Below are 12,654 nucleotides of genomic sequence, written 5' to 3' on the forward strand. Positions count from 1 at the left end.
TTCACAGCGCATGTGCGGACGCGGGCATGCCCGCCGGCGAGGACGCCATTCGGCTCCGGCGGGCGCGCCCGCGGCTTTCGATGGCGTGGGCAGAAGCGAGGGCCGGCGACGTGCGGGCCACGAACTGCGCATCCCGCCCGACACCCTTAGACTGGGCGCGGAGCATGGCCATGACCGAAACGCTGACCCTCGCCGACAACGGTGCCGCCATTCTTGAGCAGATCGGCGCACTGGGCTCCGACCAACCCACCACCCGTGTCGACACACATGCCGCGACCATCCTCCTCAACGGCGATCGCGCGTGGAAGTTCAAGCGGCCGGTCAGCTTCAGCTATCTGGACTTCAGCACTCCCGATCGGCGCCGGGCGGCACTCGACGCGGAGTACCGGCTCAACAGCCGTACCGCGCCGCAGCTGTACCACGGTGTCCACGCCATCCGACGCGACATAGACGGCACCCTGTCGCTCGACGGTCCCGGTGAGACGGTGGACTGGGTGCTGGAGATGACCCGCTTCACCGACGACGCGCTGCTGGTGCGGAAGGCGGAGGCGGGCGCCCTCGACGACCCGATGCTCAGGCGACTCGCGACAAAGGTCGCCGAACTCCATCGCAGCGCCGAGGTCTGCGACGACGAGGACGGTGCTGCTCGGCTGCGGGCCGTCGTCGACGGCAACGCGGTGAGCATGTCGAGGTTCCCCGACATCCTCGATCCCCGGTTGGCCGCCGAGCTGACCGACCGGTTACGCCACCTCATCGACACCCACGCCGATCTGCTGAACGGCCGGGCCCGCGCGGGTCGGGTCCGCCACGGTCACGGTGACCTGCATCTGGGCAACATCGCCGTCCTCGACGATGTGCCGGTGCCCTTCGACTGCCTGGAGTTCGATGCCGAACTCGCGACGACCGACGTTCTCTACGATCTCGCGTTTCTCCTGATGGATCTCTGGGCACGCGGACTACGCCACGAGGCCAACGTCGTCGCCAATACGTATTTCGACCTGTCACCCGACGACGAGCACGACTACGGTCTGCTCCCGCTGGCCATGAGTGTGCGCGCCACCGTCCGTGCGCACGTGTCGGCGGCTCAGGGCGACGCGAGCCGGGCGCGAGACTTCCTGTCGCTGGCGTTACGGCTCATCGAACCCGTCGCGCCCCGGCTCGTGGCGATCGGCGGCGGATCGGGCACCGGCAAGTCGACGCTGGCCGGGGCCGTCGGCGGCGATGTCGGGGCCGCGCCCGGCGCACGTATCCTCCGCAGCGATGTGTTGCGCAAGCGGCTCGCCGGGGTGCCGGCGGAGACCCGGCTGCCCCGTTCGGGTTACACCCGCGACATGAGCCGACGGGTCTACGACGACCTGAAACGTCTGGCCGCCCTCCACCTCACCGCACGGATGAGCGTGATCGCCGACGCCGTCTTCGGTCGACCGGCGGACCGCACGGCGATCGCCGAGGTGGCGGCGCGGGAGGACTGCCGGTTCACCGGGATCTGGCTCGAACTACACGAGACCGAGCGGATCGCGCGGATCGAGGCCCGCGGTCCGGACGCATCGGATGCCGATGCCGGGGTCGCGCGGCGTCAGACCCGATCTCTCCAGGCCCCCGATGACGACGACTGGTTCACGGTCGACGCCGGCGGCGACGCGTTGTCGCCGGTGCGCCGGCACCTGATCCGATAACGCCCGATGACTGTCAGCGGACGGGCTTGACCAGGGGGAACAGGATCGTCTCGCGGATGCCGAGACCGGTCAGCGCCATCAGCAACCGGTCGATGCCCATGCCGGTACCCGCGGTGGGCGGCATGCCGTATTCGATGGCGGCGAGGAACTCCTCGTCGAGGACCATCGCCTCGTCGTCGCCGGCCGCGGCCAGTCGCGCCTGGTCGACGAAGCGGTCACGCTGGATGATCGGGTCGACGAGCTCGGAGTAGCCGGTGGCCAGCTCGAAGCCGCGGATGTAGAGGTCCCACTTCTCCACGGTGCCGGGAACCGACCGGTGCGCGCGCACCAGCGGCGAGGTCTCGACCGGGAAGTCCCGCACGAACACCGGTTGGGACAGATACCGCCCCACCATGTGTTCCCAGAGTTCCTCCACGAGCTTGCCGTGGCCGTATCCCTTGCCCTTCGGGATCTCCAGCCCCACACGGCCGGCGACCCCCAGCAACGCGTCGACGCTCGTCTCGGCGGGCACGATCTCCTCACCGAGAGCCTCCGACAACGACGGGTACATCTCCAGCGACGTCCACTCACCGGACAGGTCGTAGTCTGTGCCGTCGGGCATCGTCGGCGTCAGGGTGCCCAACGCGCCCTGCGCGACCTCCTGCACCAGTTCGCGAGTCATCACCGCGGCGTCGTCGTAGGTGCCGTAGGCCTGATAGGTCTCGAGCATCGCGAACTCCGGCGAGTGCGTCGAGTCCGCGCCCTCGTTGCGGAAGTTGCGGTTGATCTCGTAAACACGCTCGATGCCGCCGACGATGCACCGCTTGAGGAACAGCTCCGGCGCGATGCGCAGGAAGAGGTCGAGGTCGAAGGCGTTCGACCGTGTGACGAACGGCCGCGCCGCCGCACCGCCGTGCAGGGTCTGCAGCATAGGGGTCTCGACCTCGAGGAATCCCCGCCGATCCAGCGCCGCGCGCAGCTCCGCGATCACCGAGATGCGGGTGCGGGCGATGCTGCGGGCCTCGGGTCGCATGATGAGGTCGACGTAGCGCTGCCGGACGCGCGTCTCCTCGTTCATGTCCTTGTGGGCGACGGGCAGGGGGCGCAGCGCCTTCGACGTCATCTGCCACTCGTCGGCCATCACCGACAGTTCGCCGGTGCGCGAGCTGATCACCTCGCCATGGACGAAGATGATGTCGCCGAGGTCGACCTCGGCCTTCCACCGGGTCAGCGCGTCGTCGCCGACCCCGTTGAAGCTGATCATGGCCTGCAGCTGGGTGCCGTCTCCCTCCTGCAGGGTCGCAAAGCACAGCTTGCCCTTGTTGCGCAGGAAGATGACCCGTCCGGCGACGCCGACGACCTCGCCGGTCTCGGTGCCGGCCTCGAGATCGGGGAACTTCTCCCTGATCTCGCCCAGGGTGTGAGTGCGCGGGATGGAGACGGGGTAGGCGTCGCGGCCCTCACCGAGAATCCGCTCGCGCTTCTCCCGACGGATCCGGAGCTGTTCCGGGGTCGCGTCGTCGTCGGGTTCGGACGGGGTGTTCGAGGTGGTCGGGCTGTTGCTCACCCGAGAAGATTATCGGACCGCGCAGGTGCTTCTCGATGTCGGTCAGTGGGCCGAGATCGCGGCGAGTTCCTGGTCGCTGACCCGGCCGCTGATGCGGGCCCGACGCAGGGCGCGGTAGCCGCCGACGACGAACCGCGCACCGATGATGCCGCGGGCCTGCAGATGCCAGGCCAGCCATTCGGCCTCGTGGCCGTCGTCGCTGATCAGCACCCAGCGGGAGCCGGTGCTCGCGCTGGTCAGCGATTCCGCGCTGCCGGGGGTGAGACGGGTGAGTGCCTCGGCGGCGTCGATGGCGAGCGCCCCCGACAGCACGCCGTCGGTGTCACGCTTGCGCTGACTGCGCACGTCGACCGGGGTGATGCCCGCAGCCACGAGGGCGGTGTAGTCGACGGCCTGCACGGACAGGGGCGCGTCGATGGAGGAGACGGAAGTGACAACGGAGGTGCCGAGTACGGCAGTCATGGGATGTCCTGGGGGTGATCGAATTGAGCGGGGGTCGTCGAAGAAGGGCGGCCGCAGATGCGGAACTCAGCCCTGACAACACTCCAGACAGCTCTTGATCACGGCGAACAGTGTGCCACAGATCGCGGTCGGGCACCACCCCTCCGGTGGACGGGAGTGGACGCTCCTATGGTTTGTCAAGGGTATGGTTTTAGGCGGCCTGAGCTGGGGTTTCGGGGTGGGTTTGGGTGCTGTGCTTGGGGTTTTCGAGCAGGGTGAATAGTTCGCGGGCGATGTAGGTTTTCAGGCAGCGTCGGATCTCGGGGCGGGTTTTGTTGCCTCCTTCTTTGCTGGCGCGGCGTTCGACGTATCGACGGGTGTCGTCGTCGTAGCGCATCCGGCACACGGCGATGGTGTGTAGCGCCCGGTTGAGTTGGCGGTCGCCGGAGCGGTTCAACCGGTAGCGGGTGGTGGTCTGGCCGCTGTTGGCCGGGATGGGTGCGGCACCGGCGAGCATGGCGAACGCCTCGCGGGAGTCGATGCGTCCGGGGTGACTCCACGCGCACAGCACGACCGCGGCGGTGATTGGTCCGACCCCGAACACGTCGAGCAGGTCGGGCCGCCACGCGGCGACGATCTGCTTGATCTGCTTTTCCAGATCGTCGGCCTCGGCACGTAGCGTCTGGACGCGTTTGGCCAACTCCCGCAAGGCTCGGGCGATGGTGGCGGTCTGCGGATCCCAGCCCTGACCGACCCGCAGTTTCGCTGCGCGAGAGACGATTTGGGTGGTATCTGTCTGGACATGCAGGCGCTCGCGGAGCATGTCGGGAGCGGCGATGGACAGGTTGAACAACTGCCGGGCCCCGTCGGCGGCGCCGTCGACGGCCGACCGGCGCACGCTGAGCAGTGTCGAGAGCGCATCGCGATCAGCACCGCACCGTGGTGTGCCCAGGCGGGGCCGGGCCAGTGCTTCGCGCGCGGCCCGGACCGCATCGATCTCATCGGTTTTCGCGCCGTGACGACGCTTGGCCCGCTCCGGGCGGTCGAGTTCGACGACGATTTCGCCGCGCTGCTCATCCATCAGGAACCGGGTCAGACCGGCACCATGAATGCCCGTGCCCTCGATCGCGAAGAACCGCGCCGGCGAATGCCGGTCGGCGAACGCGAGTACCTTGGCGTACCCGTCGGCATCGGCGCTGACGGTCATCGTGTCGAGATGGGCGCCGGTGCGGGCATCCACCGCGGCAGCGACGTGCTTGTACACGTGGGTGTCGACACCGATGATGACCTCGACCATCTCGCGCAAATCAGTCACACTGGTCATGCGTTCCTCCTTTGGCTGTGGAACCGACATTGGTTGGTTCCGGTCCAGGTAGGCGAGTCGGCAGGACTGTGGATGGGACACGTGACGAACGCGGCTACGTTCACACGGTCAAGCTCCTGATCAGGCCAGAAAGCTCGCCCACCTGGGCCGGGGCCGATGGTCATCGTTGGACAAGTCCACGCGAAGGCACGCAGCCAGTCTCGATAAGAGTCACAACGATGACCATCAACCGACAGCCCATCATCTCCGAGCTGCTCACTCAATACTCACAGTCTCGATACGTCCTCGCGTGGCGGCTCGGACTACTCGACCAGCGGAAAACGGTGCCCCAACCGCTGATCGAGTAGCGACGAACGAAGCGAGAAGCCTATCCGCCGACCTCAGCGGCGTCGCTGCACCTTGGACCGTTCGTGCACGATCCGAAGACCGTCGAGCGTGAGGTAGGGATGGTGGACGGTCAGCGTCTCGCACTCGTCGAACATGAGCGGCGCGAGATAGCCGGTTGCGACGACGGTGACGTCGTCGGAATCGAATCCGTCGACGGTGTCGCGGACCCGGTCGACGAGACCGTCGACCTGCCCGGCGAATCCGTAGAGGATGCCCGACTGCAGCGCCTCGACCGTGTTCTTTCCCAAGACGCTGCGCGGGGGCATCAACTCGACCTTGCGCACGGTCACGGTGTGTTCGGACAACGCCTCCACCGCCAGATTCACGCCGGGAGCGATGGCGCCGCCGAGGAATTCACCCTTCGCCGAGACGGCGTCGACGACGGTCGCGGTGCCGAAGGCCACCGTGATGCAGGGTCCGTCGGGGTAATTGTGGTGCGCCGCCAGACAGTTCGCGACGCGATCGGTCCCGACCTCTTTCGGGTTGTCGACGAGCAGCGGAACACCGGTCCGCACACCGGGTTCCAGCAGCACGTGGTGATGTCCACCCCCGAAGTAGCGCGGCACCATCACGCGCAGTTCCCGCAGCAGCGACGGTACCGTCGAGAGCGCGGCCACCCCGGTCACCTGCTCGATGTCGGAGCCGAGCAGTCCGCGGATCTGCAGCGCGAGTTCGTCGGAGGTGAGGTTGGGATCGGTGTGGATTCGCCAGTCCTGCACCATCGTCGCGTGGTCACCGACACCGGCGAAGACCCCGAGGTGGATGTTGGTGTTCCCGACGTCGACGGCGAGCAGCATGTCAGGCGGGCGCCTGCACGAGTTCGCGCGGGTCGAGCAGCCCGGAGCCCGCGGGGGCGTGGGCGGGATCTGTGCCGGATTCCAGCGCCCGGTTCGCCTCGTCCACGAAGACCACCGACGGCGAGTACTCGCGCAGTTCCGCCTCGTCCATGATGCCGTAGGCGATGATGATGACGAGGTCACCAGGATGCACGAGATGTGCTGCGGCACCGTTGATGCCGATGACACCGGACCCGCGCTCGCCGGCGATGACATAGGTCTCGAGGCGCGCGCCGTTGTCGATGTCGACGATGGCGACCTGCTCTCCCTCGATCAGGTCGGCGGCGTCGAGGAGGTCCTGGTCGATCGTCACCGAGCCGACGTAGTGCAGGTCGGCCTGGGTGACCCGGGCGCGGTGGATCTTCGATTTCATCATGGTGCGGAACATGACTGGGGTTCCCTTCGTCGGTGTCTGGTGGTCACTGCCGTTTGATGGTCAGTGCCGTTTTGATGGTCAGGGGTGGGTGGTGTGGTCGGGGTCGCGGTGTGCGAAGCCGGTGCCGATGGCGACGCCGACGTTGTCGATCAGGCGGGCGGGGCCGACCCGGGCGGCGATCAGCAGACGGCCGTCGCCGAGTTCGGGCGGTTCCTCGAGTTGGCGTCCGCGCAGTTCGAGGTAGTCCACCCGGATCTGCGGATGGGCGTCGAGAACCGATTGCGCCGCGGCGAGGATCGCGTCGCGTCCACCCGCGGCCGCATGGGCGCCGGCGACCAGAGCCGCGGACAGGGTGGTGGCCAGCTCCCGCTCGTCGTCGTCGAGATAGCGGTTGCGCGAGGACATCGCGAGACCGTCGGACTCGCGGACCGTCGGTACCCCGACGATGTCGACGTCCACGTTGAGGTCGGTCACCATCTGCCGGATCAGCACCAGCTGCTGATAGTCCTTCTCACCGAAGAACGCGGCGTGCGGTGCGGCGATGGTCAGCAGTTTGAGGACGACGGTCAGCATGCCGGCGAAATGTGTGGGCCGCGAAGCACCTTCGAGGATTTCGCCGGTGGGGCCGGGTTGCACCGTGGTGCGTGGCCCGGTGGGATACATGCCCGACGCCGTCGGGGCGAAGACGAGTTCCACTCCCAGCGGACGGAGCAGGGCGAGGTCGGCGTCGAAGGTCCGCGGATACGCGTCGAGGTCCTCACCGGCACCGAACTGCAGTGGGTTGACGAAGATCGACACGATGACGACCGTGTTGCCGTGTCGCTTGGCCGCCCGGACGAGTTCGAGGTGTCCGGCGTGTAGCGCACCCATCGTGGGGACGAGGACCACGCGCTTGCCGGTCCGCCGCAGCGCCGTGCTCACCCGGTGCAGGGTGGCCGGGTCGCGGTGGACGGTGAGTTCCCCCGGGGTGTAGGCGTTCTCGGACAATTCGTTCCGGGTCAGATCGGTGGTCATGACACCTCCAGCACGTCGAGCAGTTCGGGTGGCGCGTCGGTGTACGTCGCGGTGCGGCGGCCCAGCACGCGGTACGCCTCGGCGATCGAGACCGCAGCGTCGCGTCGGTCGGCGGGGAGCTCACGCAGCGCGGCGAGATGATCGGCGACGGCGGCGGCGTCGCCGCGGGCGACGGGTCCGGTCAGGGCGCGGGGGCCGAGTTCGAGCACGTTCTGCAGCGACGCGGTGACCAGCGGGCCGAGGATGCGTTCGGCGAGCATCGTGCCGCTGCCGTCGACGGTCGCGGCACCACGTCCCGAGGAGCCGACGGCCCGGTCGATCGCGGCGTTGAGCACGGCGACCGCGTCGCAGATCAGGGTGATCAGGTGGTTGGCCCCGTGGGCCAGGGCCGCGTGATAGAGGACGCGATCGTCCTCGGCGATCCGGACGGGCTCACCACCCATCTCGAGGACCAGCGACTGCGCGATCGCGAAGCCGAGTTCGTCGGCGGCGGTCACCCCGAAGCAGGCGTGGCGAAGCCGGGCGGTGTCCTCGTCGGTGCCGACGAAGGTCATCGCCGGGTGGATGGCCAGCGGCAGCGCACCGCGTGCGGCCAGCGGGGCGAGCACACCCACGCCCTTGGCCCCGGCGGTGTGGGCGACGAGTGTGTTGGGTCGCAGGGCGCCCGATCGAGCGATGTCGTCGACGACACCGGGGAGGGCGGCGTCGGGAACCGCGAGCAGCAGCAGCTCCGAGCGGGCCACCACCGCGGCGAGGTCGAGGATCTGCGATTCGGGGAGACGCTGCGCGGCGCGGCGCCGTGACGTGTCGGACCGGGCCACGACCGCACCGACGACGTGCCCGGCCCCTTCGAGGGCTGCGCCGAGCGCGGTGCCGACCCGACCCGCGGAGACGACGCCGACGGTCAGTCGCGCGGGGGTGGGCAGGTTGGAGACGCCGGGGAGGTAGGAGGGAACGCCGGATGGACCCATGGCAGGGTCGGATGCATCGCTCGGTGAGGTCACCGCTGTCCTCCGATTTCCGTTCCAGTCCCTCCCGCCTCTGTCGAGGTGTGGGGTGGCCGCCAACGGCCCGGGTACCAGACGTACGAAGCAAGGGTAGGCCGTCAGAACACCTCGAGGCCAACCTCTGTGACGCGATTCACCCGTCGGTTCAGTGTTCGCGACGGCGCCGACCGGCGTCCGGCGCACCCGACTGCCGCAATTGGCTGAGCAGTTCCGCGACCGGCAGCCCGGCGGAATGCGCGTTCTCGCCGTCTTCATCGGCGCGGCGGCGTCGGCGCCCACCGAACATCGCGGCCGCGCTCTCGCCCGAGGTCTCGTGGCGGCCGACGGTCCCGAAAGCCGGTACCGGCGCCTCGGTCGCGGCGGCTTCCGCTCCGGCCCATTCCTCGCCGACCCACTCCTCGGCCGGGGCCTCCTCGACGGGGGCCGCTTCCTCCGCGAATCCCCCCTCCTCCTCGAAGCCCACCGCCTCTTCAGTGGGGCCCGTCTCTTCGGCCGACACCGTCTCCTCGGGCTCGGCGAGCACAGCGTCCTCGACCTCGACCTCGTCGGTGGCCCCGGCCATCTCCTCCGCGGCGATGCGGCCCGACATCGGCTCCTCGTCGGTGACGATCGGGATGATCTCGGTCATGGCGTTGGGGTCGACGTCGGCGTGGATGTGCCGGCCCAGGTCGGTGGCCGGTGCCGTCGCGGCGAAGTCACGTGCGGCCAGCGCGCTGTCGTCGGTGCGAAAGCCCTCGGCGCCGCCGTACTCACCACCGCCGTACTCACCGCCGATCCCGGTGGCGAGTTCACGCATCTTCTCGCTCGGCAACGCAACGCGCGTATCGGGGAGCGGTTCACCCAGCAACGCCTCCAGGCTGGCCCGCAGCGAGAGCACCTGCGCCTTCAGCTCGGCGAGTTCCTCGTTGGCCTCCGCACTGAGCTCCTTGCGGATCGTGGTCTCGACATCGAGCTCGTACTGGCGTCGGGCGGCGATCTCCCGCTCGAGCTGCAGCTCGTAGACGAGTCGCAGATCGCGACTCTTGGCCTCGGCGCTCTCGGCCTGCCGGCGGAACTTGGTGACCAGGATGGCCCCGATGACCGCGGCCCACAGGGCGGCGATCACCGCGAGCGAGCCGGCGACCGACAACTGGTCGGAAAACACCATCAGCACGCTGGCGACGATCGCCAGCACAATGAGCAGACCCAGCAACCACTGTCCCACCGACCTGCCGGAACGCCGCGACTCGGTGGAACGGCCATTTGGGGTCGTCATGATCGTGAACTTACCGCTTTACCGGACCGATATCGGCCAACCGGGGCGGAGAGTCACGATTCGACGCCGCCTGCACATACTCAGGCCGGACCCGGGTGACGGCCGCCGACGGCGTCGTCGGTCGGCTCGTCGGGGGCCCGGCAGCAGTACTCGAGCCACAGCGCCGCGGCGACGAGGACGACGCCGCCGATCAAACCGACGATCGCCCCGGGACGGTCGTGGTTGGCGGCGGCGAGATCGTGTCGGGTCAACAGGAACACCAGCAGCCCCGCCCACACCCCGACCGCGATCGCTCCCAGGATCGCCGAGGCCTTGGCCAGTGCCAGTACCCGGGCCGCCGTCAGCGGATGCAGCTGCCCCCTCGCCCGGCCCACCTGCCGGTCGGCGACCCGCGCCCGGACGACGAACGCGATGACGACCTCGAGCACGGCGAGGATGTACAACACTAGCCCGGCCAGCAGCGGCATCGGCGGCAGGCTGTTGTAGTTGTAGCGGACGAGGATCCAGGCGATCACGCCGACGACCACGGCGATCACCGCGAGATCGCGGATCCGGGTGGGCCCGAGTTGGGGTTCTTCTTCCTTGCGTCCGGACGGGGTCTTGGGTGCGGTCATGCCGACCTCACCGCTGGGAGATCGGCGACCGGCACGACCCCGGCCACCTCCTCTGGCGCCAACGCCGCGATCAATTCGGTGACCGGACGCACTCCATCGGGCGTCCACAAGGTGGCCTCGGGGTCGATCTCGGCCCAGGGCACGAGTACGAAGGCACGCTGCGCAGCGCGCGGGTGCGGCAGTTGCAGCCTCAGATCGTCGCTGAGCACCACGGTGCCGGCCATCGAGACGGTGATCACGTCCACGTCGAGGGTTCGCGGGCCCCAGCGGACCTCGCGGGTGCGGTCGGCGGCCTGTTCGAGTTCGGCGCCGATCGACAGCCATTCGTCGGGGGTGTGCGGCCCCTCGACGAGCAGAGTCACGTTGTAGAAATCGTCTTGGTCGACGCCACCCCACGGCGGTGTCGCATACACCCGCGACACCGCGACGAGTTCGTCGGCGAACCGCCGCACCACCGTCGTCAGATGTGCGAGCCGGTCACCCACATTCGATCCGGCAGACAACACCGCGCGGGTCGTCGGGCCGGCCGTCATCGGGACATCCCCTTGCGCGAGCGGCGGGTGACGACCGCGACGTCGGCGAACTGCAGCGGGATGGGCGCATGAGGTTTGTGCACGGTCACCTCGCAGGCGATGATCCGTTCGTCGTCCATGATCGCCTCGGCGACTCGCCCACCGACCGCCTCGATGAGATTGTACGGTTCGCCGGCGACGATGTCGTGCGCGGTCTGCGCGAGTGCCCCGTAGTCGACGGTGTCGACGAGATCGTCCGACGCCGCGGCCTCGGCCAGATCGAGCCAGAGCGTGATGTCGACGAGGAAATCCTGTCCGTCGCGACGCTCGTGGTCGAAGACGCCGTGGTGGCCGCGGACGACCAATCCGCGCAGTTCGATCCGGTCGGCCATCAGCCCCTCACCATGCCCTCACCCGCTCCGCGGCGTCCGCCACGCCCCCAGGCCGTGGCCACCGCGATCGCGTCACGGCTCTTCTCGACGTCGTGCACCCGCACCGCCCATGCACCCTGTGTCGCCGCGAGCGCCGAGATGGCCGCGGTCGCGATCTCCCGGCCGTCCGGCGGCCGCGGCTCACTGTCGCGCGCGAGCAGGGTTCCCAGGAAACGTTTGCGCGACGCCCCGATCAGCACCGGGAATCCCAGTCCGACCAGGGTCGGCAGCGCATGCAGCAACGCCCAATTGTGGTCGGCGGTCTTCGCGAACCCGAGTCCCGGATCGAGGATGATCCGCTCGGGATCGACCCCGGCCGCCACCGCGATGTCGACCTGCGCGAGCAGTTCCCCAGTGACCTCGGCGACCACGTCCCGGTAGCCGCCGGTGTCGTCGACGCCGTGGGTGAACGCGCCGGTCACGGCATCACCGGTCCGGCCGACCGGACGCCAGTGCATCAGAATCCATGGCAGATCCGCCTCGGCCATCACCCGGGCCATGTCGGGGTCGGCCCGCCCACCGGAGACGTCGTTGACGATGGCCGCGCCCGCCTCGATCGCGGCCGACGCGACCGAGGCACGCATCGTGTCGACGGAGATGGGCACGCCGCTGCCGGCCAGCCCGGCGATAACCGGTGCCACCCGCTTGGCCTCGACCTCCGGGTCGACACGATCGGCGCCGGGCCTGGTGGATTCACCGCCGACGTCGATCAGATCGGCGCCCTCGGCGATCAACCGGCGACCATGGGTGATCGCCGAATCGTGGTCGAGATAGCGGCCACCGTCGGAGAAGGAGTCGGCCGTGACATTGATGACCCCCATCACGAGGGTGCGGTCGGCGTGTGAGCGCATCGGTGTCCGGTGCGTGCCTGTCAGGGCCGGGAGATCAGGTCGAGCGCCTCTCCACGAGAGACCGCGCTGGTCTTGAATATTCCCCGCACCGCCGATGTCGTGGTGGTGGCCCCGGGCTTGCGGATCCCTCGCATGGCCATGCACAGATGTTCCGCCTCGATCACCACGATGACGCCGCGCGGTTCGAGCCGCCGCATCATCGCGTCCGCGATCTGACTGGTGAGACGCTCCTGCACCTGCGGACGCTTCGCGAAGAGATCGACGAGACGAGCCAGCTTCGACAGACCCGTGACCTGACCGGACTCGCCCGGGATGTAGCCGACATGGGCCACCCCGTGGAAGGAGACCAGATGGTGCTCGCAGGTCGAGTACATGGGGATGTCC

The 12,654-nt window shown here is 68.7% G+C and carries 15 protein-coding genes; 2 read left to right on the top strand and 13 right to left on the bottom strand.

Translation table 11 applies throughout. The features are described 5' to 3' along the window. Window positions 1-164: 164 nt before the first annotated feature. Window positions 165-1,676, top strand: a complete 1,512-nt coding sequence (locus GORHZ_RS06390; RefSeq protein WP_006331382.1) for a bifunctional aminoglycoside phosphotransferase/ATP-binding protein — start codon at window positions 165-167, stop codon at window positions 1,674-1,676. Window positions 1,677-1,689: 13 nt separating this feature from the next. Here GORHZ_RS06390 and lysS read toward each other — a convergent pair whose 3' ends face one another. From lysS to GORHZ_RS06405, 3 genes are all read right to left on the bottom strand, one after another. Then, entirely contained in the window at window positions 1,690-3,222 is a 1,533-nt protein-coding gene (gene lysS / locus GORHZ_RS06395) for a lysine--tRNA ligase (RefSeq protein ID WP_006331383.1), read from the bottom strand. Window positions 3,223-3,264: 42 nt separating this feature from the next. Next, entirely contained in the window at window positions 3,265-3,684 is a 420-nt protein-coding gene (locus GORHZ_RS06400) for a hypothetical protein (protein ID WP_006331384.1), read from the bottom strand. A 190-nt stretch (window positions 3,685-3,874) separates the two neighbouring features. Continuing rightward, on the bottom strand, window positions 3,875-4,987 hold the full coding sequence (locus GORHZ_RS06405) for an IS110 family RNA-guided transposase (RefSeq protein WP_006331385.1): 1,113 nt from the start codon (window positions 4,985-4,987) through the stop codon (window positions 3,875-3,877). Between the two features lie 218 nt (window positions 4,988-5,205). Between GORHZ_RS06405 and GORHZ_RS31935 the strand changes: the two genes are divergently transcribed. Further along, window positions 5,206-5,334, top strand: a complete 129-nt coding sequence (locus GORHZ_RS31935) for a hypothetical protein (RefSeq protein WP_280985570.1) — start codon at window positions 5,206-5,208, stop codon at window positions 5,332-5,334. Between the two features lie 33 nt (window positions 5,335-5,367). On the opposite strand, the gene GORHZ_RS06410 is transcribed toward GORHZ_RS31935, so the two are convergent. The 10 genes from GORHZ_RS06410 to folE form a co-directional block, all read right to left on the bottom strand. Further along, window positions 5,368-6,171: a type III pantothenate kinase gene (locus GORHZ_RS06410; protein WP_006331386.1), complete on the bottom strand. Its 804-nt coding sequence runs from the start codon at window positions 6,169-6,171 to the stop codon at window positions 5,368-5,370. A 1-nt stretch (window position 6,172) separates the two neighbouring features. Next, window positions 6,173-6,598: an aspartate 1-decarboxylase gene (panD, locus tag GORHZ_RS06415; protein ID WP_006331387.1), complete on the bottom strand. Its 426-nt coding sequence runs from the start codon at window positions 6,596-6,598 to the stop codon at window positions 6,173-6,175. A 66-nt stretch (window positions 6,599-6,664) separates the two neighbouring features. Continuing rightward, on the bottom strand, window positions 6,665-7,600 hold the full coding sequence (gene panC, locus GORHZ_RS06420; protein WP_006331388.1) for a pantoate--beta-alanine ligase: 936 nt from the start codon (window positions 7,598-7,600) through the stop codon (window positions 6,665-6,667). Continuing rightward, on the bottom strand, window positions 7,597-8,571 hold the full coding sequence (locus GORHZ_RS06425; RefSeq protein WP_006331389.1) for a Rossmann-like and DUF2520 domain-containing protein: 975 nt from the start codon (window positions 8,569-8,571) through the stop codon (window positions 7,597-7,599). The genes panC and GORHZ_RS06425 overlap by 4 nt, the downstream gene beginning before the upstream one ends. Before the next feature lie 181 nt (window positions 8,572-8,752). Beyond that, window positions 8,753-9,862 (bottom strand): DUF6779 domain-containing protein, encoded by a 1,110-nt coding sequence (locus GORHZ_RS31300; protein WP_040530442.1) that lies wholly within the window; start codon window positions 9,860-9,862, stop codon window positions 8,753-8,755. Window positions 9,863-9,942: 80 nt separating this feature from the next. Next, a complete protein-coding gene (locus tag GORHZ_RS06435; protein WP_006331391.1) occupies window positions 9,943-10,476 on the bottom strand; it encodes a DUF3180 domain-containing protein in 534 nt (177 codons plus the stop codon). Beyond that, the gene (gene folK, locus GORHZ_RS06440) at window positions 10,473-11,009 is read right to left on the bottom strand and encodes a 2-amino-4-hydroxy-6-hydroxymethyldihydropteridine diphosphokinase (RefSeq protein WP_006331392.1); all 537 of its coding nucleotides are present in this window, start codon (window positions 11,007-11,009) and stop codon (window positions 10,473-10,475) included. The genes GORHZ_RS06435 and folK overlap by 4 nt, the downstream gene beginning before the upstream one ends. Beyond that, window positions 11,006-11,380, bottom strand: a complete 375-nt coding sequence (gene folB / locus GORHZ_RS06445; protein ID WP_006331393.1) for a dihydroneopterin aldolase — start codon at window positions 11,378-11,380, stop codon at window positions 11,006-11,008. Before folB ends, folK begins: the two co-directional genes overlap by 4 nt. After that, on the bottom strand, window positions 11,380-12,270 hold the full coding sequence (gene folP, locus GORHZ_RS06450; RefSeq protein WP_006331394.1) for a dihydropteroate synthase: 891 nt from the start codon (window positions 12,268-12,270) through the stop codon (window positions 11,380-11,382). The genes folB and folP overlap by 1 nt, the downstream gene beginning before the upstream one ends. A 20-nt stretch (window positions 12,271-12,290) precedes the next feature. After that, window positions 12,291-12,654 (bottom strand): GTP cyclohydrolase I (gene folE, locus GORHZ_RS06455; protein WP_006331395.1); only part of this gene is annotated, 364 nt, incomplete at its 5' end.

It is taken from the genome of Gordonia rhizosphera NBRC 16068 (assembly GCF_000298195.1).
Taxonomy (GTDB): Bacteria; Actinomycetota; Actinomycetes; order Mycobacteriales; family Mycobacteriaceae; genus Gordonia; species Gordonia rhizosphera.